General features: G+C 68.8%; 19 protein-coding genes and 1 pseudogene. 16 read left to right on the top strand and 4 right to left on the bottom strand.

Annotated features, from left to right (window positions below; all coding sequences use genetic code 11):
- Positions 1 to 247 precede the first annotated feature (247 nt).
- Positions 248 to 1336: a Gfo/Idh/MocA family protein gene (locus E0H45_RS19970; RefSeq protein ID WP_131339365.1), complete on the top strand. Its 1089-nt coding sequence runs from the start codon at positions 248 to 250 to the stop codon at positions 1334 to 1336.
- Here the strand turns inward: E0H45_RS19970 and E0H45_RS19965 are convergent.
- Positions 1333 to 3273 (bottom strand): HelD family protein, encoded by a 1941-nt coding sequence (locus tag E0H45_RS19965; RefSeq protein WP_131339363.1) that lies wholly within the window; start codon positions 3271 to 3273, stop codon positions 1333 to 1335. The two genes, E0H45_RS19970 and E0H45_RS19965, sit on opposite strands and share 4 nt — an antisense overlap.
- 57 nt (positions 3274 to 3330) lie before the next feature.
- Between E0H45_RS19965 and E0H45_RS19960 the strand changes: the two genes are divergently transcribed.
- From E0H45_RS19960 to E0H45_RS19950, 3 genes are all read left to right on the top strand, one after another.
- A complete protein-coding gene (locus E0H45_RS19960; RefSeq protein WP_131339361.1) occupies positions 3331 to 3918 on the top strand; it encodes a TetR/AcrR family transcriptional regulator in 588 nt (195 codons plus the stop codon).
- Between the two features lie 42 nt (positions 3919 to 3960).
- Entirely contained in the window at positions 3961 to 4398 is a 438-nt protein-coding gene (gene aroQ / locus E0H45_RS19955; RefSeq protein ID WP_131340628.1) for a type II 3-dehydroquinate dehydratase, read from the top strand.
- A 168-nt stretch (positions 4399 to 4566) separates the two neighbouring features.
- Positions 4567 to 5265, top strand: a complete 699-nt coding sequence (locus E0H45_RS19950; protein ID WP_131339359.1) for a helix-turn-helix transcriptional regulator — start codon at positions 4567 to 4569, stop codon at positions 5263 to 5265.
- A gap of 45 nt (positions 5266 to 5310) precedes the next feature.
- Here the strand turns inward: E0H45_RS19950 and E0H45_RS19945 are convergent.
- A pseudogene (locus E0H45_RS19945) lies at positions 5311 to 6132 on the bottom strand (EamA family transporter); the annotation flags it as partial.
- A gap of 74 nt (positions 6133 to 6206) precedes the next feature.
- Here E0H45_RS19945 and E0H45_RS19940 point away from each other — a divergent pair.
- Together E0H45_RS19940 and fxlM are read left to right on the top strand one after the other, a co-directional pair.
- Positions 6207 to 6704, top strand: coding sequence for a MarR family winged helix-turn-helix transcriptional regulator (locus E0H45_RS19940; RefSeq protein ID WP_131339357.1), 498 nt, complete (start codon positions 6207 to 6209; stop codon positions 6702 to 6704).
- Between the two features lie 6 nt (positions 6705 to 6710).
- Positions 6711 to 7871, top strand: coding sequence for a methyltransferase, FxLD system (gene fxlM / locus E0H45_RS19935; protein WP_131339355.1), 1161 nt, complete (start codon positions 6711 to 6713; stop codon positions 7869 to 7871).
- Here the strand turns inward: fxlM and E0H45_RS19930 are convergent.
- Positions 7849 to 8688 (bottom strand): hypothetical protein, encoded by an 840-nt coding sequence (locus E0H45_RS19930; RefSeq protein WP_131339353.1) that lies wholly within the window; start codon positions 8686 to 8688, stop codon positions 7849 to 7851. The genes fxlM and E0H45_RS19930 overlap by 23 nt on opposite strands.
- 132 nt (positions 8689 to 8820) lie before the next feature.
- On the opposite strand from E0H45_RS19930, the gene efp reads away from it, so the two are divergent.
- The gene (gene efp / locus E0H45_RS19925; protein ID WP_131339351.1) at positions 8821 to 9384 is read left to right on the top strand and encodes an elongation factor P; all 564 of its coding nucleotides are present in this window, start codon (positions 8821 to 8823) and stop codon (positions 9382 to 9384) included.
- A gap of 35 nt (positions 9385 to 9419) precedes the next feature.
- On the top strand, positions 9420 to 9830 hold the full coding sequence (gene nusB, locus E0H45_RS19920; protein WP_131293877.1) for a transcription antitermination factor NusB: 411 nt from the start codon (positions 9420 to 9422) through the stop codon (positions 9828 to 9830).
- Positions 9831 to 10077: 247 nt separating this feature from the next.
- Here nusB and bldD read toward each other — a convergent pair whose 3' ends face one another.
- Complete coding sequence (gene bldD / locus E0H45_RS19915) at positions 10078 to 10593, bottom strand: transcriptional regulator BldD (RefSeq protein WP_130388461.1); 516 nt, start codon at positions 10591 to 10593, stop codon at positions 10078 to 10080.
- A gap of 206 nt (positions 10594 to 10799) precedes the next feature.
- Here bldD and pyrR point away from each other — a divergent pair, with 206 nt between their 5' ends.
- The 8 genes from pyrR to pyrF are packed head-to-tail and all read left to right on the top strand — an operon-like array spanning position 10800 to position 20436.
- Positions 10800 to 11396, top strand: coding sequence for a bifunctional pyr operon transcriptional regulator/uracil phosphoribosyltransferase PyrR (pyrR, locus tag E0H45_RS19910; protein ID WP_131339349.1), 597 nt, complete (start codon positions 10800 to 10802; stop codon positions 11394 to 11396).
- Positions 11396 to 12331 carry an aspartate carbamoyltransferase catalytic subunit gene (locus tag E0H45_RS19905; RefSeq protein WP_202872405.1) on the top strand — a complete coding sequence of 312 codons (936 nt, stop codon included), beginning with the start codon at positions 11396 to 11398 and terminating at the stop codon, positions 12329 to 12331. The genes pyrR and E0H45_RS19905 overlap by 1 nt, the downstream gene beginning before the upstream one ends.
- A complete protein-coding gene (locus E0H45_RS19900) occupies positions 12328 to 13620 on the top strand; it encodes a dihydroorotase (RefSeq protein ID WP_131339345.1) in 1293 nt (430 codons plus the stop codon). Before E0H45_RS19905 ends, E0H45_RS19900 begins: the two co-directional genes overlap by 4 nt.
- On the top strand, positions 13617 to 14102 hold the full coding sequence (locus E0H45_RS19895) for a PH-like domain-containing protein (RefSeq protein ID WP_131339343.1): 486 nt from the start codon (positions 13617 to 13619) through the stop codon (positions 14100 to 14102). The genes E0H45_RS19900 and E0H45_RS19895 overlap by 4 nt, the downstream gene beginning before the upstream one ends.
- Positions 14099 to 15220, top strand: a complete 1122-nt coding sequence (carA, locus tag E0H45_RS19890; protein WP_131339341.1) for a glutamine-hydrolyzing carbamoyl-phosphate synthase small subunit — start codon at positions 14099 to 14101, stop codon at positions 15218 to 15220. Before E0H45_RS19895 ends, carA begins: the two co-directional genes overlap by 4 nt.
- Positions 15220 to 18525 (top strand): carbamoyl-phosphate synthase large subunit, encoded by a 3306-nt coding sequence (carB, locus tag E0H45_RS19885; RefSeq protein WP_131339339.1) that lies wholly within the window; start codon positions 15220 to 15222, stop codon positions 18523 to 18525. Before carA ends, carB begins: the two co-directional genes overlap by 1 nt.
- Complete coding sequence (locus E0H45_RS19880) at positions 18518 to 19576, top strand: quinone-dependent dihydroorotate dehydrogenase (RefSeq protein WP_131339337.1); 1059 nt, start codon at positions 18518 to 18520, stop codon at positions 19574 to 19576. Before carB ends, E0H45_RS19880 begins: the two co-directional genes overlap by 8 nt.
- On the top strand, positions 19573 to 20436 hold the full coding sequence (gene pyrF, locus E0H45_RS19875) for an orotidine-5'-phosphate decarboxylase (RefSeq protein WP_238155105.1): 864 nt from the start codon (positions 19573 to 19575) through the stop codon (positions 20434 to 20436). Before E0H45_RS19880 ends, pyrF begins: the two co-directional genes overlap by 4 nt.

The raw sequence follows: 20436 nt of genomic DNA, 5'->3' as shown, positions 1-20436 counted from the left end.
CCATCTCCCGCGCCCGCGCGCGCCGACTCTTGTGGCGTTGCACAGGGACTGGTGGCTGGGGACCTGGTATTTCCTGTCTCACGCACCCGCGCGGTGTGCTGTGCCCCGGCGCCTGCTGTGCCCCGCGCCGTGTGGGTTGGGTGGGGGCTGGTGGGGTGTCCGGATGTGGTCAGATGGCGGGCGGTGGGTTGTGGGATGGGGGTGGGGCGCGGAGGATGCTGTCGATGCCTCGGAAAGGGCTTTCCATATGAGTGAGCGGAAGTATCGGATTGCGATTGTCGGCACCGGAGGGATTGCCGCCTCGCATGCGCGGGCCGTTGCGGCGCTGCCTGACCGGGCTGAGTTGGTCGCGGCCGTCGATGTCGATCTGGATCGGGCGAAGGAGTTCGCCGCCCAGTGGAACATCCCGGCGACGTACCCGAGTCTGACCGACCTGCTCGCGGCCGGCCAGGTTGACTTGGTGCACCTGTGTACGCCGCCGAACTCGCATGTCCCGCTGGCCGCCGAGTGCCTGGCCGCGGATGTCGACGTGTACATGGAGAAGCCGCCGACCCTGTCGCTCGACGAGTTCGACGCCCTGGCGGCCGCGGAGGAGAAGTCCGCGGCGCAGGTGGCGTGCGTGTTCCAGCACCGCTTCGGCTCCGGCGCGGTCCGGCTGCGTGAACTGCTGGCCGACGGCGTCCTCGGGCGTCCGTTGGTTGCCCTGTGCAACACCGTCTGGTACCGCGACGACGCGTACTTCGCGGTGCCCTGGCGCGGCACGTTCGACGTCGAGGGTGGCGGCCCGACGATGGGCCACGGGATCCACCAGTACGACTTGCTGCTGTCGATCCTCGGCCCCTGGGAGAAGGTGACCGCGCTCGCTGCCCGGCAGGCGCGACCGACGCAGACCGAGGATGTGTCGATGGCGCTCGTGACGTTCGAGAACGGCGCGGTGGCGTCGGTCGTGAACTCGCTGGTGTCCGCGCGGCAGACCTCCCAGCTCCGCTTCGACTGCGAGAACGCGACCGTGGAGCTGGAGCACCTGTACGGGTACAAGAACCCTGACTGGACGATCACGCCCGCTCCCGGCCACGAAGACATCGCCGCAGCGTGGTCGACCGATCTGCCGGATGTGGCGAGCGGTCACACGGCACAGCTCGCCGCGATCCTCGATGCCAAGGCTGCGGGCGCGCCGACCCCGGTCACGCTGGCTGAGGCACGCAACACGCTCGAGCTCGCCGCGGCCATCTACGCCTCCGCGTTCACCGACAAGCCGATCCGCCGCGGTGAGCTCGCCCACGGTACGCCGTACGCGCAACGCATGGGCGGCCCCGGCGCCCCCTGGAGCAACTAGCGTCCGAGCTCGGGCGGAAGCTCCCGGCTGTGCAGGATGTCCAGCCGGGACACCGCCCGGGTGAGGACGACGTACAGGCGATTGAGGCCGCGGGTCTCGGAGGCGACGATCTCGGCCGGCTCGAGTGCTATCACATGGTCGTACTCGAGCCCCTTCGCCAGGCTCGCCGGTACGACGGCCACCCGGCCGTCGCCGTCCGCCGCCGAGGTCTCGATTCCGGCCGCCTTCAACGCATCGCTCACCGCCGGCAACTGGTGATCGGCGGCGATAACGCCGATCGAGCCTTCGACAGAGAGCGCTCTCCGAATGTTCTCGACGCAGGCGACCGCAAGGTCGTCGACGCGGGTGATGGTCAGTTCGCCGTCGGAGCGGAAGGACGTGGTCGGTGGGACCGCGACATCAAGCGCGGTGAGCAGACGGTTCGCCAGTTCGACCACGGTCGCCGGGACGCGATATCCGGTGCTCAGGGCAACGATCTCCGCGGTGGCCTTCCCTGGTTGACCGAGCCCGAGGTGCGTGAGCTGCGTCGGCCAGTCGTTCGCGGCCCAGGCCGTCGTACCCTGCGCAAGATCACCGAGCACCGTGATCGAGGTGTGCTCGCTCCGCCGTGCGATCGCCCGGCACTGCATGGGGGAGAGGTCCTGCGCGTCGTCCACGATCACGTGGCCGTACGTCGGGGAGCGCTCCAGCAACGCGCTCACCTCGTCGAGCAGTACGGCGTCCGTAGCCGTCCAGCGCGCCGTCTTCGCCTTGCGCGGGCGCGGCCAGGCGATGGCTCGCTGCTCGTCCGCCGTCAGGACGCCCGCCTGACTGGGATCGCTCAGGTATTCGGCCAGCACCTCGTCGGCCTTGAGGAACGGCCAGACCTCCTCGACGTACGGCGTCACCGCACGCGCCATGCGCCGTAGCCAGACGCCGTTGCAGTTCTGCCCGCGCGCCTCGGCCTGACGTTGCAACGCGGCGACGAGTCGCGCGATCACCCGCTCGCGTCCGGTCAGGTAGGTCATCGCCTCAGCCTCGGCCTCAACCACCATCTCCGCGAACTCGTGCTGGTTGACCCGCCACTTGTACGACGCGTCTCGGACCACGACCGCCTCGTCCGGCTGCCCGATCCGGCCGTACACCGCCCGCCGCAGCACCTCGGCCATCCGTACGTCGTGCTTGACCACGGCCGCCGCCGGGTCGTCGACCGCGCGAACCTCGCGATCCAGCAGTTGCTCGATCGTGGTCTGCTCCACGTCGACCTCGCCGAGCGTCGGGAGTACGGCGGAGATGTAGTGCAGGAACGCCCGGTTCGGTCCGAGGACGAGGACCCCGTTGCGTTCGAGTCGCGACCGGTACGCGTACAGCAGGTAGGCGGCGCGGTGCAGGCCGACCGCGGTCTTGCCGGTCCCCGGTGCGCCCTGGATCGTGGCGACGATGTCCCGCATCGGACCCACCCGGGCCCGCTCGATCTCCCGCCGTACGAGCTCACTGGCCGACGACGGCGTACCCGTCCGGAGGTGTTCGTCCTCGAAGCTCGTCAGCGTGTTGGCCGACCAGCCGAAGCGGCGGCGGGTGTCGATCCCGCGTGGCTCGACGGCGGACGCCTGGTAGAACGTGGCCGACACCGGCGCGCGCCAGTCGATCACCATCGGCGGGCGGCCGATCGCGTCCGAGATGTGCCGGCGGCCGAGGTAGTACGTCTGGCTGCGGTGTTCGCCGGCCGCCGGGTCCGTGGCGCCGTACGTGATCATGCCGAAGAATGGCGGGTTGTCGCCCTCCTCGCCCATGTCCCGCGCCAGTGTCTTGAGGTAGAAGCCCAGCCGCTCGGCGGTGTACCGGTCGCCCCAGGTGTCCTCGCCGACAGCCACGTTCTCCCGCGCGCCGGCGACCATCCGCCGCAGTGCCTGCCGGCAACGGTCGGCGTACGCGCGTTCCTCGTCGAGATCCCTCATCCATCCCTCCGCAAAAGATTAACTCGGTCAATCTTTTGCCTAGGTTAACATGACGTTGTGACCGGACTCCGCGAACGCAAGAAGCAGCAGACGTACGACGCCTTGTCGCAGGCGGCGATCGCGCTGTTCCTCGAACTCGGCTTCGACGAGGTACCGGTCGCCGACATCGCGGCCGCCGCCGACGTGTCCAAGCCGACCCTGTTCAAGTACTTCCCGACCAAGGAAGACCTGGTCATGCACCGGATCGCGGACCACCGTCGGGAGGCGGCCCGGATCGTCCGCGCGTCGCCGGCGCCGCCGGTCGAGGCGCTCCGCGACCACTTCCGCACCGGCCTCGCCGAGCGGGAGCCGACGACCGGGCTGAACGACCACCCGCAGGTCGTTGCCTACTACAACCTCGTCTTCGGTACGCCGGCCCTCGCGACCCGGCTGCGCGCGTTCATGGACGACGACGAGAGAGCGCTCACCGAGGTTCTCGGCGGTGATCTCACCGCGGAGTTGCTGTCCGCGCAACTGCTGTCGACCCAGCGGATCCTGGCTTACCGCAACTGGCTGGCGATCTCCGGCGGGCAGCCCGCCGCCGAGCGCTACCCGGCCGCGGTCGCGGAGGCCGACGTGGCGTTCGCGCGACTAGAGGGTGTCTGATGGTTTCACGCGACACCCTCTAGGGTGAGTGCTGTGACGGATGTGAGCAGGCGGGTGCTGGTGCTGAACGGGCCGAACCTCGGGCGGCTGGGTTCGCGGGAGCCGGAGAAGTACGGTTCGACGACGTTCGCCGAGCTGGTCGGGGTGTGCGAGAAGACCGGCGCCGAGCTCGGGTTCGAGGTCGACGTACGGCAGACCGACGACGAGGCCGAGCTGGTCGGCTGGCTGCACGAGGCTGCGGACGGCCGGATCCCCGTCGTACTCAACCCGGCCGCGTTCACGCACTACTCGTACTCGCTGCGGGACGCCATCGCGCAGCGGACTGCCCCGTTGATCGAGATCCACCTGACCAACCCGGCCACCCGCGAGGAGTTCCGGCACACCAGTGTGGTCGCCGGGGTGGCGACCGGGACCATCGCCGGCTTCGGGCTCGACTCGTACCGGCTCGCGCTCCGCGCGCTCACCAGCCTCGATTCATAACCAATCTGCCCTTTCGGGCATCAGATGGTTGTGGGCAGCTTTCGAACCGCACTGCGGGCAGGTTTCACCGACTGGCGGCGCGATCGGGAGGAGATCGACGCATTGGGGGTTCGTGTGACTACGGGTTCGATGGGTTCCGTTCAACAGCGCTCTGGGGGAGTGACAAGGATGACGACACAACAGGTGGGGCAACCTCTGGGTCAGCAGCACCGCATTCCGGTCTGGGTCAAGGCGCTCGACCCGCTGTCGCAGTTCGGGCTGGTGCATACGCTGCGGCAGCGCCCGGAGATCAGCCTGATCGCTGACGCCGAGCTGGCGGCACAGCTGCCCTCGCAGTCGGCCGACCAGCGCACTGCCCCGCCAGTGGTCGCGTTGGTCGCAGTCGACTCGCTGGACGCGGGTGCTGTTCAGGTACTGCGGGCCGCGACGCAGCGGGGCTGCCGCCGGACCGTGCTGATCGGCAGCGCGATCGACGACGAAGCGCTGATGACCGCGGTCGAGCTGGGGGTCTCCGGCGTACTACGGCGTACCGAGGCGACCGGTGACCGGATCGTGCACCTGGTGCAGGCCGCCGCTGCGGGTGACGGCAGCCTGCCTCCGGACCTGCTGGGACGGCTGCTCGGTCAGGTGTCGCGGAAGCAGCGGCACGTACTGGAGCCGCGAGGGCTGTCCCACACCGGTCTGTCCGACCGGGAGACGCAGGTACTGCGACTGGTCGCGGACGGAATGGACACGCAGGAGATCGCCCGGGAGCTGTCCTACTCGGAGCGCACGGTCAAGAACGTCCTCCACGACGTCACCAGCCGCCTGCAGCTCAGGAACCGCTCCCACGCCGTCGCCTATGCACTGCGCGAGGGCCTGATCTGAGGCCCTGAACCGAGCTGTCGGTCGTAGCTGTGCAAACACGAGGGCTACCAGCACGATCAGGCCGCCGACCGCCTGCAGTGCGGTGAGGTGCTGGGCGAGGACCAGCCAGCCCACTGTGGTCGCTACTACCGGGCTCAGCAGCCCTAGGAACGTGACCTCGGTCGGAACGAGTTCCCGGAGTCCGCGGAACCACAACGTATAGGCGACTGCCGAACCAAAGAGCGCCAAGTATGTGTAGCCGGCGACATTCCGCAGTGTGAAGGCGGGGAATGCGCCCTCGACCAGGAAGGTCACTGGTAGGAGCACCAGTCCACCGGCGACGAGCTGCCAACCAGTCGTGGCGAGCAGGGGAGCAGGTGACGTCCAGCGCTTGCTGAGTACGACGCCGAACGCCATGACCACCGCAGCGCCGGCAGCCGCGAGTACGCCCAGCATGTCGAGCCGTGCGGTAGCCCGCAGCACCAGCAGTCCAACGCCGAACACGCCTGCTAGGGCAGTGAGAACGGTGCGCAGCGACAGGCGCTGCCGCAGCAGCCCAGCTGACAGCAAAGCGACCAGTAGCGGCTGGATGGCACCGACGGTCGCAGCCACGCCACCTGGCAGCCGGTACGCACCAACGAACAGCAGCGCGTTGAAGGCGCCGATGTTGAGCGTGCCGAGGACCAGCGAACGCCACCACCAGCTGCCGCGCGGCAGGACACGGGTGATCGCGACGAGCAGGAGGCCGGCCGGCAACGCCCGCAGGAGCGCGGCCAGCAGCGGGCGATGGGGCGGGAGGAACTCGGTGGTCACCACGTAGGTGGTGCCCCAGAGCATCGGCGCGATCGCCGTGGTCAGGAGGATGGTCGAACGTCGATTGCTTAGCACTAAGATAAAGTATCTCAGCGCTAAGGAACTTTCAAGTCCCTCACCGCTAAGCAATCTGGGGCTAGGCTGGGCGAATGGCAGATCACGTCGACCTGGTGCTGGAACAGTGGCGTGCGCGGCGGCCCGACCTGGATCCGTCGCCGATGGGCGTCATCGGTCGGATGAGCCGCCTCGGCGCGCTGTTCGACGCCGAGCTGCGGCGGAACTTCGGCAAGCACGACCTGGATCGCGCGTCCTTCGACGTACTGGCGACCCTGCGGCGCAGCAACGCCGAGCACAGCCTGACGCCGGCCGGGCTGATGCACTCGTCGATGGTCACGTCAGGTGCGATCAGCCAGCGCCTGGATCGGCTGGAGGCTCGCGGGCTGGTGACGCGGGCACCGAGTGAGACCGACCGCCGCGGCGTGCTGGTGACCTTGACGCCCGAGGGGCTCGAGCTGATCGACAAGGTGCTGCCGACGCACGTCGACACCGAGTCGCAGCTACTCTCCGGTCTGTCGCTGGCTGAACGCGACCAGCTGGCAGGTCTGCTGCGGACCTTGCTGGAGTCGCTCGGCGACAAGCGGGACTGACTGGTCATGACGGGTGTCAGCAGTGACTCAGCACCGGCGGAGTCGCTGCGGACTGCCCTCGTCCAGCAGCTGGTAGCTACCGGCACGATCCGCGACGAGCGGGTGGCGGCTGCTTTCGCAGCCGTCCCACGGCACCTGTTCGTCCCGCAGGCTTCGCTCGACATCGCGTACGCGGACGACGTCGTACTGATGAAGCAGAACGAGGCTGGTGTGGTGACCAGTTCGGTGTCGCAGCCGAGCATCGTCGCGCTGATGCTGCAGCAGGCTGCGATCCGGCCGGGGGACCGGGTCCTCGAGATCGGTTCCGGTGGGTACAATGCCGCGCTGATGCGGGAGCTGGCCGGTCCGCATGGCGCGGTGACGTCGGTCGACATCGATCCGGAGGTGACGGACCGGGCGCGCGAGTCTCTCGACGAGGCCGGGTACGGCGATGTGGCCGTGGTGCGGGCCGATGGCGCGTTCGGTGTTCCGGAGCGAGCGCCGTACGACCGGATCGTGGTGACGGTGACCGCCTGGGACATCGCGAGCGCGTGGATGCAGCAGCTGCGTCCGGGCGGGCGCATCGTCGTACCGCTGCGGCTGCGTGGGCAGACGCGGGCGATCGCGTTCGACCTGGTCGGTGACCACCTCGAGAGCCGGTCCACGACGGTGTGCGGGTTCGTCAGCATGCAGGGGGCGGGTGCGGACTACGAGCGGCTGGTTCCGTTGCAGGAAGGCGGTCTGACGTTCGACGAGGACCAGGAGGGCGAGCCGCATCCGCAGTACGACGTACTGACGTTGCCGGCTGAGCAGACGTGGTCCGGAGTAGAGGTGCATCGCGAGGAGCCTCTGCTCGACCTCTACCTGTGGCTGGCGAGCAAGCTGCCCGGGTACTGCGTTCTGTCCGGTGAGGAGTGGTCGTGGGTGGCAGCCGTCGCAACGGCGGACAGCCTGGCGTACCTCACCTCACGCAGCGGCCGCGACGAGGCGCACGTGGAACTCGGCTGCAGAGGTCATGGTCCGCACGCCAGTCAGCTGATCGGCCACATGCTCGACCAGGTGCAGAGCTGGGACGCCAAGCACCGCAGGGGTCCGGCGTTCCAGGTGCATGCCTCGAACGCTGTGCTGCCGCCCGGCTTCCACATCGCCCGGCGGCACAGCTACATCACTGTGACGTGGGAGGAGTAACCCGCGGCGGGTTGCTGACGGTCTGCCAGAGCTCCTCGATGTCGGAGCGATCCTCCGGCTCGGGTTCGTCGACCCAGCCGCTGGCCCACACGTTCTCGTCGCGGTCGTTGACGTTGAAGATCGACTCCGCGAACGCCGCCGAACCGACGTACCGCTCCTCGTCCCCATCAGGCTCGTCCAGTACGTCGGCACTCTGCTGAGCTGCCGGCGGCGCGACCAGCGTGCGAGCGTACTTCTGCGCCTCCAGGATCCCCAGCTCGCGCTCGTCGCTCAGCAACCGGACCGCACCGACCTCGTTGCCTGCGTTCATCAAGTCCCGCACCCTGGCGTCCAGGTCCTGCTTCGGCGTCGGCAGGTTGTTCTGCTGCGGCCGATGCGCCGGCGGCTGATACGGGCCCGGGTTGTACTGCACCGGGTATTGCGAAGGCTGATACTGCGCCGGCGGCTGGTACGGCGTACCGGTGCCGGGTTGCTGTGCCGCCTGGCCCGGGGAGTTCCGCTCGCCCAGGTGGCGTGGTTGTCGACCGTTCTGCAGGAGTTGCTGGAGAACAGCCGCGGCCTGCTGACTGCCCTGCGCACTCCCGGTCTGCATCTGCCCTGGTATCGGTGCCGGAGGCGGTCCACCCGGACCGGCGGCCTGCGTGAACTGGCCCTGGAACTGGACCGGCTGGTTGCCGCCCTGCTGGGCCTGGATCCGCTCGATCAGCGCCTGCATCCGGGCGTTCGGCTGGCCGTTGCCGCCCTTGGATCCCTGCCGGGCCTTGGAGATCAGGCTCAGCACGATCATCACGACGACGAAGATCACGAACTCCACCATGTCGGCCTCCTGGCGCCTCGGTACTGCCAGACTACGGCCGGCCGGGTCTAGCAGATCGGCGGAATCGGAGGAAAGCGGTAGTGACCGCTACAATCTGCTGTTACCGCTGATCACTTCGAAGGGCATACCCGCGTGGCAACGACGAACGACCTCAAGAACGGCATGGTGCTCGACCTGGACGGGCAGCTGTGGTCCGTCGTCTGGTTCCAGCATCACAAGCCGGGCAAGGGCGGCGCCGTCGTCCGGACCAAGCTGAAGAACGTGCTGTCCGGCAAGGTGGTGGACAAGACCTTCAACGCCGACGTCAAGGTCGACGTGGCCACGGTCGACAAGCGTGACATGACGTACCTGTACAACGACGGTGCGGCCTACGTCTTCATGGACAAGTCGACGTACGACCAGCTGCAGATCCAGCCCGACGTGGTCGGCGACGCCGCCCACTTCCTGCTGGAGAACCAGGACGCGATCGTCGCGGTGCACGACGAGCTCCCGCTGTACGTCGAGCTCCCGGCCTCGGTCGAGCTCACGGTCGAGTACACCGAGCCGGGTCTGCAGGGCGACCGCTCCAGCGGTGGCACCAAGCCGGCCAAGCTGGAGACCGGCTACGACATCCAGGTCCCGCTCTTCCTGACCACTGGTGAGAAGGTCAAGGTCGACACCCGCACCGGGGACTACCTCGGCCGCGTCACCTCCTGAGCCGCGCAACCTCTAGGGAAAGTCGACAACAGAAGATGTCTGCCCGGAGCAAGGCCCGCAAGCGCGCTCTCGACGTGCTGTTCGAGTCGGAGGTCAGGGGGTTGCCGGTCGGCGGGACCCTGGCCGACCGGGTGGCCGACAACGACCCGCCGGTGAACGAGTTCACCGTGGCGCTGGTCGAAGGGGTCGCGAAACACAGCGAGCAGATCGACGACCTGCTCGAGACCCACTCGGTCGGCTGGACGCTGGACCGGATGCCGGCGGTCGACCGGAACATCCTGCGGATCGGTGCCTACGAGCTCCTGTTCGACGACCAGGTGCCGGACGTGGTCGCGGTGAGCGAGGCGGTCGCGCTGGCGCGGGACCTGTCGACCGACGAGTCCCCGACGTTCGTCAACGGACTGCTGGCCAGACTGCTGCAGCTGAAGCCCACACTGGGCGTCTGAATCGCTGCTGGGAATTGAGGGGGGCGAGCCCCTCTTTGTCGGGCCCGGTGACCGTCTCGGTACGGTCCCGGGCCGCCGTTGCGTCCCCGTGTGCGGCCGGTGAGGTGTTACCTGCCGCTTGTACTGCGCTTGGTACTGCGTTCGGTAGTGCTCTGTTCCGTCTGCTGAGGAAGGCGGGCGGCCGCGGGCCAGCTGCTACAAGCCCCGACCGTCTAGTGCCTTCGCCAGATTTCTGCCTTCTCAGGCGTCAGGCGCCGGCGGCCTCGGACGATTCCTCGACGTCACCCTTCGCCTCCGGGTTCAGTACACCCCAGGAGATGAAGCGCTCGGTCAGCGTCGTCGGCGACTCGTCGTAGATCACCGCGAGTGTCCGCATGTCGTCCTGACGGATCGACAGGACCTTTCCGTTGTAGTCCCCACGCTGAGCCTGAATCGTGGCCGCGTACCGCGTCAGCGGACCGGCCTCGCTCGCGTCGAGGTGTTGCAGGGCCTCCAGGTCGAGGATCAACCGGGGAGGAGCGGCAGCCGCAGCAGCCGCACTGGCGGACCCAGGGAGCAGCTCACGGATCGGCACGCCGTAGAAATCGGCGAGCTCCGCGAGCTTCTGGACCGTGACGGCTCGATCGCCGCGCTCGTACGAGCCGACGACAACCGCCTTCCAGCGACCCTTGGACTTCTCTTCCACGCCATGCAGCGACAAACCTTGCTGCTGGCGGATGGCACGTAGCTTGCCACCCAGTGTCTTCGCGTATTCGCTCGGCACGCTGGTTCTTCCCTCCGACTAGTTTCGTCATGTCCGGCCCGCAGGGAACGGGTCGAAAGGTGAAACCCCCCTCGATTACACAGAGTAACAATATTCCGGGCCGGAGGCCAGCGTCAAGACGGCGTGTCACATCCGATACCATGTCAAGCGGTCCGAACGTCCTTTAAAGACCCGTCCAGAGAGGCGGGAAAGGAGGAACGGTAGCGATGAGCCCTGCCCAGAGCGCAGAGCAACCTGAGGCCGCGCAGCCGCCGAAACGCAGCAGCCGCGAGGTCCTCGACGCTTCCGACATTTCCCGGGCACTGACCCGGATAGCTCACGAGATCCTCGAGCGGAACCGCGGCGCCGACCCGGTCGTCCTGCTCGGCATCCCCAGCCGCGGAGTCCCGCTGGCCCAACGCGTCTCGGCCCGGATCCAGGCCGTCGAGGGGCAGAGCGTGCCGACAGGGTCACTCGATGTGACCATGTACCGCGACGACATCGGTCTCAAACCACCACGTGGCCTGGAACACACCGACATTCCGGCGGACGGTATCGACGGCAAGGTCGTGGTGCTCGTCGACGACGTGCTGTTCTCCGGCCGGACGATCCGCGCGGCCCTCGACGCGCTCGGCGACATCGGCCGCCCGCGCGCCGTCCAGCTCGCCGTCCTGGTCGACCGCGGCCACCGCGAGCTGCCGATCCGCGCCGACTACGTGGGCAAGAACCTGCCGACCTCCCTGGTGGAGCGCGTCACCGTCCACCTGACCGAGTACGACGGGCAAGACGCCGTACTGATCGCTGACAAGGGGGCGAAGGGCTGATGAAGCACCTGCTGAGCGCTGCGGACCTGAGCCGTGACGAGGCCCAACTGATCCTCGACACCGCCGAGGAGATGCGGTCGCTGGCCGACCGCCCGATCAAGAAGCTGCCCGCGCTGCGCGGGCGGACGGTGGTGAACCTGTTCTTCGAGGACTCCACCCGGACGCGGATCTCGTTCGAGGCAGCGGCCAAGCGACTGTCCGCGGACGTCATCAACTTCTCCGCGAAGGGCTCGAGCCTGAGCAAGGGCGAGAGCCTGAAGGACACCGCGCTGACCCTCCAGGCGATGGGCGCCGACGGCGTCGTCTGCCGGCACGGATCCTCCGGCGCACCGCACCTGCTGGCGAAGTCCGGCTGGATGACCGGGTCGGTGGTGAACGCCGGCGACGGGACCCACGAGCACCCGACGCAGGCGTTGCTCGACGCGTTCACGATGCGCCGGCACCTCGGCTCGCTGGACGGCCGCCGGATCACGATCGTCGGCGACGTCCTGCACTCGCGGGTCGCGCGGTCGAACGTGCTGCTGCTCTCGACGCTCGGCGCCGAGGTCACCGTGGTCGCCCCGCCGACGCTGGTCCCCGTCGACATGAGCAGGTGGCCGTGCGCCACGTCGTACGACTTCGACGCGGTGCTGCCGAAGAGCGACGCGGTGATGATGCTGCGGGTGCAGCGGGAGCGGATGAACGACGCGTTCTTCCCGAGCGCCCGCGAGTACACGCGCCGCTACGGCCTGGACAAGAACCGGATGGCGCAACTGCCGGACGAGGCGATCGTGCTGCACCCCGGGCCGATGAACCGCGGTATGGAGATCAGCGCCGAGGTCGCCGACTCCACCCGCTCGGTGATCGTCGAGCAGGTCACGAACGGCGTGGCGATCCGGATGGCCGTCCTTTATCTGTTGTTGTCGGGTAGTAACGAAGAGGAGCAGACCGCATGACCGCGTACCTGATCACCGGCGCAAGCATTGTTGGCGGTGAGGTGGCGGACCTGCTGATCGACAACGGCGAGATCGTTGCCACCGGCACCGGCCTCGACGCGCCTGCCGACGCGCAGACGATCGATGCGCAAGGACTGGTCGCGCTGCCGGGTCTGGTCGACCTGCACACGCACCTGCGCGAGCCCGGCCGGGAGGACGCCGAGACGGTCTTCACCGGCACCCGCGCCGCCGCGAAGGGCGGGTTCACCGCGGTCTTCGCGATGGCCAACACCGACCCGGTCGCCGACACCGCCGGTGTGGTCGAGCAGGTCTGGCGTCTCGGCCGCGACGCCGGGTACGCCGACGTGTACCCGATCGGCGCGGTCACGGTCGGACGGAAGGGCACGCAGCTCGCGGAGCTCGGCGCGATGGCGGACTCCGCCGCCCGGGTGCGGGTGTTCTCCGACGACGGCGACTGCGTCTGGGACGCCGCGCTGATGCGCCGCGCCCTCGAGTACGTGAAGGCGTTCGGCGGTGTGATCGCCCAGCACGCGCAGGAGCCGCGGCTCACCCAGGGCGCGCAGATGAACGAGGGAGCGCTCTCCGGCGTTCTCGGCCTGACCGGCTGGCCGAGTGTCGCCGAGGAGGCGATCATCGCCCGCGACATCCTGCTGAACGCGCACGTCGGGTCGAAGCTGCACGTCTGCCACCTGTCCACCAAGGGCTCGGTGGAGATCGTCCGCGCGGCGAAGCGCCGCGGTCTTGAGGTGACCGCCGAGGTCACCCCGCACCACCTGCTGCTGACCGAGGAGCTCGCCACCTCGTACAACCCGGTCTACAAGGTGAACCCGCCGCTGCGCACCAAGGAGGATGTCGAGGCGGTCCGCGAGGGCCTGGCCGACGGCACGATCGACATCGTCGCCACCGACCACGCGCCGCACCCGGTCGAGGACAAGGACTGCGAGTGGAGCGCGGCCGCGTTCGGTATGACCGGCCTGGAGACCGCTCTCTCGGTGGTCCAGCACGCGATGATCGACACGAAGTTGCTGACCTGGGCCGACGTCGCGGACCGGATGAGCTACCGGCCGGCCGCGATCGGTCAAGCCGCCGAGCACGGCCGCCCGCTGGAGGCCGGTGCGCCCGCGAACGTCGTCCTGTACGACCCCAGGGTCGAGCGGATCGTCGTTCCGGAGGATTCGGTGTCGCTGTCGCGGAACACGCCGTTCGAAGGGATGACGCTGCCGGGCAAGGTAGTGGCGACGTTCCTGCGCGGTACGCCGACCGTCTTGGACGGTGAGCTCACCCGGTGAGGGCGTTCCTCGGCATTCTCGGCACGCTGCTGGTGCTGGCAGCGGGCTACTTCGGCATGTACCGGGGCTGGCGGAACCGCCAGACCCGGCAGGCCGACCTGTCGCCTTTGCCCGCGGCGCCAGCGGAAACGACGCGCGGCATCGAGGGTGTCTACGTCGCGACGACGAGTGCCGGCGACTGGATGGACCGGATCGCCGTGCACGAACTGGGCGTCCGCGCCACCGCGGACCTGGCCGTCAGTGAGGCCGGCCTGATCTTCCACCGGCAGGGTGCGGCGGATGTCTTCATCCCCGCGGACCGCCTGACCGGGGTCCGGACCGACCGTGGCATCGCCGGGAAGGTGACCGCGGAGAAGTCCGGCCTGGTCGTGGTCACCTGGACCCACGACGGCCGTGAACTCGACACCGGGTTCCGTCCGCGTCGTAAGGCCGACACCGCCGCCCTGACCGCATCAATCTCGACCTTGATCGGAGCACTATGAGCCAGCCAGCGCTGCTCGTCCTGGAGGACGGACGGTCGTTCGCCGGTACGTCGTACGGGGCGACCGGATCCACGTTCGGCGAGGCGGTGTTCACCACCGGGATGACCGGCTACCAGGAGACACTGACCGACCCGTCGTACCACCGGCAGATCGTCACCCAGACCGCGCCGCACATCGGCAACACCGGGATCAACGACGAGGACGACGAGTCGCAGAAGATCTGGGTCGCCGGGTACGTCGTCCGCGATCCGGCCCGCGTGCCGTCGAACTGGCGCGCCAAGCGATCGCTCGACGACCAGCTGAAGGGTCAGGAGATCGTCGGGATCTCTGGGATCGACACCCGCGCGCTGACCCGGCACCTGCGTGAGCGCGGTGCGATGCGCGCCGGGATCTCCACCGAGATCCTGGACCCCGCAGAGCTCCTGCAGAAGGTCCTCGAGCAGCCGCCGATGGTCGGCGCGGACCTCGCCTCGGAGGTGACGACGTTCGAGCCGTACGTCGTACCGGCCGAGGGGGAGAAGCGCTTCACGGTGGTCGCGCTCGACCTCGGGATCAAGACGATGACGCCGAAGCGGATGTCCGAGCGCGGCATCGAGGTCCACGTCATGCCTGCGAACACCTCGTTGGACGAGATCCTCGCGGTGAACCCGGACGGCATCTTCATGAGCAACGGCCCGGGCGACCCGGAGACCACCGAGCACCCGACCACGCTGCTGAAGGAACTGTTGCAGCGGGGGAAGCCGTACTTCGGCATCTGCTTCGGCAACCAGGTGTTCGGGCGGGCGCTCGGACTGGGCACGTTCAAGCTCAAGTACGGGCACCGCGGGATCAACCAGCCGGTGCTCGACCGGGCGACCGGCAAGGTGGAGATCACCGCGCAGAACCACGGCTTCGCGGTGGACGCGCCGATCGACTCAGTGGTCGAGACGCCGTACGGAACCGCTGAGGTCTCGCACGTCTCGCTCAACGACAACGTGGTCGAAGGACTCAAGCTGACCGGCCACGACGGCCGGGTGCTCGCGTTCTCTGTGCAGTACCACCCTGAAGCGGCGGCGGGTCCCCACGACTCGGCGTACCTGTTCGACCGCTTCGTAGAACTGATGGAAGGGCGGAACTGATGCCGCGCAGGACAGACATCGATTCGGTCCTGGTGATCGGGTCCGGCCCGATCGTGATCGGCCAGGCCTGCGAGTTCGACTACTCCGGTACCCAGGCCTGCCGGGTGCTGCGCGAGGAGGGCTTCCGGGTCGTCCTGGTGAACTCCAACCCGGCGACGATCATGACCGACCCGGAGTTCGCCGACGCCACGTACGTCGAGCCGATCACCCCGGAGTACGTCGAGAAGGTGATCGAGAAGGAGCGCCCGAACGCGCTGCTCGCCACCCTCGGCGGCCAGACCGCGCTGAACGCGGCGATCGCCCTGCACGACAACGGCGTACTGGAGAAGTACGGCGTCGAGCTGATCGGCGCGTCCGTCGACGCGATCCAGCGCGGCGAGAACCGGGAGTCGTTCAAGCAGATCGTCGAGAAGCTCGGCGCGGAGACCGCGCGGTCGGTGATCTGCCACACGATCGACGACGTGATGGGTGCCGCCGAGCAGCTCGGCTACCCGCTGGTGGTGCGGCCGTCGTTCACGATGGGCGGCGTCGGCTCCGGGATGGCCTACGACGAGGCGGACCTGCGCCGGATCGCCGGCGCCGGACTGCACGCCAGCCCGACCACCGAGGTGCTGATCGAGGAGTCGATCCTCGGCTGGAAGGAGTACGAGCTGGAGGTGATGCGCGACAAGGCCGACAACGTCGTGATCATCTGCTCGATCGAGAACGTCGACCCGATGGGCGTGCACACCGGCGACTCGGTCACGGTCGCGCCGGCGATGACGCTGACCGACCGCGAGTACCAGGTGATGCGGGACCTCGCGATCGGCATCATCCGTGAGGTCGGCGTCGACACCGGCGGCTGCAACATCCAGTTCGCCGTCAACCCGGAGGACGGTCGTCTGATCGTCATCGAGATGAATCCGCGGGTGTCCCGCTCGTCGGCGCTGGCGTCGAAGGCGACCGGCTTCCCGATCGCGAAGATCGCCGCGAAGGTCGCGATCGGCTACACGCTCGACGAGATCCCGAACGACATCACCCGGCAGACGCCGGCCAGCTTCGAGCCGACGCTGGACTACGTGGTGGTGAAGGTGCCGCGGTTCGCGTTCGAGAAGTTCCCGGCCGCGGACGCCAGGCTGACCACGCACATGAAGAGCGTCGGCGAGGCGATGGCGATCGGCCGCAACTACACCGAGGCGCTGCAGAAGGCGCTGCGGTCGCTGGAGAAGCCGGAGGCCCGGTTCTCCTGGGCCGGCCAGCCCGCCAGCGAACTCGAGCCGTTGCTGGAGGCAATCAAGACGCCGCAGGACGGCCGGCTGCGGATCGTCATGGACGCGATCCGGGCCGGCGCCACCCCGGAGCAGATCTTCGACGCGACGAAGATCGACCCGTGGTTCGTGGACCAGCTGTACCTGATCCACGAGACCGCTCTCCAGGTTGCGGCCGCGCCGCGGATGACGCCGGACGTCATCAAGCTGGCGAAGCGGCACGGGTTCTCCGACCTGCAGCTGGCCGAGATCCGCGGGCTGACCGAGGACGTCGTCCGGGGTGTCCGGCAGGCGCTCGGGATCCGGCCGGTCTACAAGACGGTCGACACGTGCGCGGCCGAGTTCAAGGCGGAGACGCCGTACCACTACTCGTCGTACGACGAGGAGACCGAAGTGGCACCGCGTGACACCCCGGCCGTCCTGATCCTGGGCTCCGGCCCGAACCGGATCGGGCAGGGCATCGAGTTCGACTACTCCTGCGTGCACGCGTCGATGGCGCTGCGCGAGGCCGGCTACTGCACGGTGATGGTGAACTGCAACCCGGAGACCGTCTCGACCGACTACGACACCTCCGACCGGCTGTACTTCGAGCCGCTCACCTGCGAGGACGTGCTCGAGATCGTGTACGCCGAGTTGCAGGCCGGACCGGTCGCGGGTGTCATCGTCCAGCTCGGCGGCCAGACGCCGCTCGGGTTGGCGCAGCGGCTCGCGGACGCCGGCGTACCGATCGTCGGAACGTCGCCCGAGGCGATCCACCTGGCGGAGGAGCGGGGTGCGTTCGGCAAGGTGCTCGCGGACGCGAAGTTGCCGGCGCCGAAGCACGGTACGGCGATGTCTGCCGAGGCGGCCCACGAGGTCGCGGAGGAGATCGGGTTCCCGGTCCTCGTCCGGCCGTCGTACGTGCTGGGCGGTCGCGGGATGGAGATCGTCTACAGCTCGGCCGAGCTGACCGCGGCGCTGGACCGGCTGAGCGCCGGCTCGGGCTCGTGGGAGCACCCGGTGCTGATCGACCGGTTCCTCGACGACGCGGTCGAGATCGACGTCGACGGGCTGTTCGACGGCGAGGAACTGTTCCTCGGCGGCGTGATGGAGCACATCGAGGAGGCCGGCGTGCACTCCGGCGACTCGTCCTGCGCGCTGCCGCCGATCACGCTCGGGAACGCGGACATCGAGAACATCCGGAAGTCCACCGAGGCGATCGCCCGCGGCGTCGGTGTCCGGGGCCTGCTGAACGTCCAGTACGCGCTCGCCGGCGACGTCCTCTACGTGCTGGAGGCGAACCCGCGGGCGTCCCGGACGGTGCCGTTCGTGTCGAAGGCGACCGCGACACCGCTGGCCAAGGCCGCGGCCCGGGTGATGCTCGGCGCGTCGATCGCCGCGCTCCGCGAGGAAGGCATGCTGCCGGCCACCGGAGACGGCGGGACGCTGCCGCCGACGACGCCGATCGCGGTCAAGGAGGCCGTGATGCCGTTCAACCGGTTCCGGACCATCGACGGTTCGTCGGTCGACACGGTGCTCGGGCCGGAGATGAAGTCCACCGGCGAAGTGATGGGCATCGACGACACGTTCGGTACGGCGTTCGCGAAGTCGCAGGCGGGGGCGTCGCAGCCGCTGCCGATCAACGGCAAGGTGTTCGTGTCGGTCGCGAACCGGGACAAGCGGCACATGATCTTCCCGGTCAAGCGGCTGGCCGACCTCGGCTTCCAGATCTACGCGACCGAAGGCACGGCGGACGTCCTGCGGCGCAACGGCGTCGAGGCGGTCACGGTCCGCAAGAGCAGCCAGGGCCCGGGCCCGAACGGTGAGCCGACGATCGTCCAGATGGTCCAGGACGGCGAGCTGAACCTGATCGTCAACACGCCGATCGGGATCACCCAAGGCGGTTCGCCGCGGATCGACGGGTACGAGATCCGCAGCGCGGCGGTGGCGCGGAACATCCCGTGCATCACCACCGTGCAGGGGCTCGCGGCCGCGGTGCAGGGCATCGAGGCGCAGCGCGCCGGCGACATCGGCGTCCGGTCGCTGCAGGACTGGGTGCCGAGGATCCGCGGTGTATAGGCGAGTGGTCCGGCCGGTCCTGTACCGGCTGGGTCGCGGTGACGCGGAGGTCGCCCACGAACAGACGCTCAACGGTATGCGCCTCCTGGGGCGCGTGCCGGGCGCCGCCGCGGCCGGGGCCCGCCTGTTCGGCGTCCAGGGGCGAGGCGGCCGCGTCGCCTCGGCCTCGGCCCGCACGGTCTTCGGGATCCGGTTCCCGTCGCCGGTCGGACTGGCGGCCGGCATGGACAAGAACGGGATCGCACTGCGCGCGTGGCCCGCGATCGGTTTCGGCTTCGTCGAGGTCGGCACCGTGACGGCGCATCCGCAACCGGGCAACGAGAAGCCTCGCCTGTTCCGCCTCGTCGAGCACGAGGCGGTCATCAACCGGATGGGCTTCAACAACCTCGGCAGCGAAGCGTTGGCCGCGCGACTGGCGGCGTACGGCGATCTCGGCTACCCGCTCGGCATCTCGATCGGGAAGTCGAAGGTGACGCCGCTGGAGGAGGCGGTCGAGGACTACGTGACCTCGCTGCGCCGCCTCTACCGGTACGGCGACTACTTCGCGGTCAACGTCTCGTCGCCGAACACGCCGGGACTGCGCTCTCTGCAGGACGCCGGCCACCTCCGCGAACTGCTGACCGCACTGCACACCGAGGCCGCCTCGCTGACCGTCGCCGGGCTCGCTCCGAAGCCGATCCTGGTGAAGATCGCGCCGGACCTGACCACGTCGGCGATCGACGAGCTCCTCCAGGTCTGCACCGGCACCGGGGTCGCCGGAATCATCGCCACCAACACGACGATCGACCGGGCAGGCGTTGCGGGACATCCGCTGGCGGCTGAGACCGGCGGATTGTCCGGGCGGCCGCTCGCCGAGACCTCGGCGAAGGTCGTCGCGCACATCCACGGGGAAACCGGGGGAGCGCTCCCCGTCATCGGAGTCGGCGGGATCGTCGACCCGTCGGACGCGGCCCGCCTCTTCGACGCCGGCGCGAGCCTCGTCCAGGTGTACACGGGCCTGATCTACCGGGGACCCGGTCTGATCCGGCAGATCAACAGGAGATTGCCATGAGCAACGAGACCTTCGGGAGCGACATGCGTAGCAAACCGTTCGGCACCCGGTTGCGGGCGGCGATGGACACCCGCGGCCCGCTGTGCGTCGGCATCGACCCGCACGCGCACCTGCTCGACGCCTGGGGTCTGCCCGACACCGCGGAGGGCCTGGCCTCGTTCACGTACGGCGTGGTGGACGCGCTCGCCGACCGGGTCGCGGTGTTCAAGCCGCAGTCCGCGTTCTTCGAGCGATTCGGGTCTGCCGGGGTCGCCGTGCTGGAGCAGGCGACGATCCGGCTGCGGGACGCCGGGGCGCTGGTGATCATCGACGCGAAGCGCGGTGACATCGGTACGACGATGGCGGGCTACGCGTCGGCGTACCTGGCCGAGAAGGGCCCGCTGGCGTGTGACGCGCTGACGGTCAGCCCGTACCTCGGGTTCGGCTCGCTGCAGCCCGCGATCGACGAGGCCCGGGAGGCGGGGGCGGGGTTGTTCGTCCTCGCGCTCACCTCGAACCCGGAGGGCCCGCAGTTCCAGACCGCCCGCACCGCCGACGGCCCGACCGTCGCCGGGGCGGTCCTCGACGGTCTGCGGGAGTTGAACGCCGACGCCGACGGTCTCGGTTCCTTCGGCGCGGTCGTTGGGGCCACCATCAGTTCGACGGACGAGAACCTGGACATCAACGGCCCGCTGCTCGCACCGGGGCTCGGTGCCCAGGGCGGCACGGCCGAGGGCCTGATCGAGGTGTTCGGGTCCGCGGTGCGCAACGTCGTACCGTCCAGCTCCCGGGAGATCCTCGGCGCCGGCCCCGACGCCACCGCCCTCCAGGACGCCGCCGCCCGCACCAACGACGCCTACCGGACGGTCCTGGGGTACTGA

The sequence above is a fragment of the Kribbella soli genome (assembly GCF_004331345.1).
Lineage (GTDB): Bacteria > Actinomycetota > Actinomycetes > Propionibacteriales > Kribbellaceae > Kribbella > Kribbella soli.
This window is presented reverse-complemented; position numbering and strand designations above follow the sequence as displayed.

Bases quoted from the DNA above. Each gene is read 5' to 3' on its own strand.
- E0H45_RS19970 (WP_131339365.1), top strand. From the start codon at position 248: ATGAGTGAGCGGAAGTATCGGATTGCGATTGTCGGCACCGGAGGGATT.
- E0H45_RS19965 (WP_131339363.1), bottom strand. From the start codon at position 3,273: ATGAGGGATCTCGACGAGGAACGCGCGTACGCCGACCGTTGCCGGCAG.
- E0H45_RS19950 (WP_131339359.1), top strand. From the start codon at position 4,567: ATGACGACACAACAGGTGGGGCAACCTCTGGGTCAGCAGCACCGCATT.
- E0H45_RS19940 (WP_131339357.1), top strand. From the start codon at position 6,207: ATGGCAGATCACGTCGACCTGGTGCTGGAACAGTGGCGTGCGCGGCGG.
- fxlM (WP_131339355.1), top strand. From the start codon at position 6,711: ATGACGGGTGTCAGCAGTGACTCAGCACCGGCGGAGTCGCTGCGGACT.
- E0H45_RS19930 (WP_131339353.1), bottom strand. From the start codon at position 8,688: ATGGTGGAGTTCGTGATCTTCGTCGTCGTGATGATCGTGCTGAGCCTG.
- nusB (WP_131293877.1), top strand. From the start codon at position 9,420: ATGTCTGCCCGGAGCAAGGCCCGCAAGCGCGCTCTCGACGTGCTGTTC.
- pyrR (WP_131339349.1), top strand. From the start codon at position 10,800: ATGAGCCCTGCCCAGAGCGCAGAGCAACCTGAGGCCGCGCAGCCGCCG.
- E0H45_RS19905 (WP_202872405.1), top strand. From the start codon at position 11,396: ATGAAGCACCTGCTGAGCGCTGCGGACCTGAGCCGTGACGAGGCCCAA.
- E0H45_RS19900 (WP_131339345.1), top strand. From the start codon at position 12,328: ATGACCGCGTACCTGATCACCGGCGCAAGCATTGTTGGCGGTGAGGTG.
- carA (WP_131339341.1), top strand. From the start codon at position 14,099: ATGAGCCAGCCAGCGCTGCTCGTCCTGGAGGACGGACGGTCGTTCGCC.
- carB (WP_131339339.1), top strand. From the start codon at position 15,220: ATGCCGCGCAGGACAGACATCGATTCGGTCCTGGTGATCGGGTCCGGC.
- pyrF (WP_238155105.1), top strand. From the start codon at position 19,573: ATGAGCAACGAGACCTTCGGGAGCGACATGCGTAGCAAACCGTTCGGC.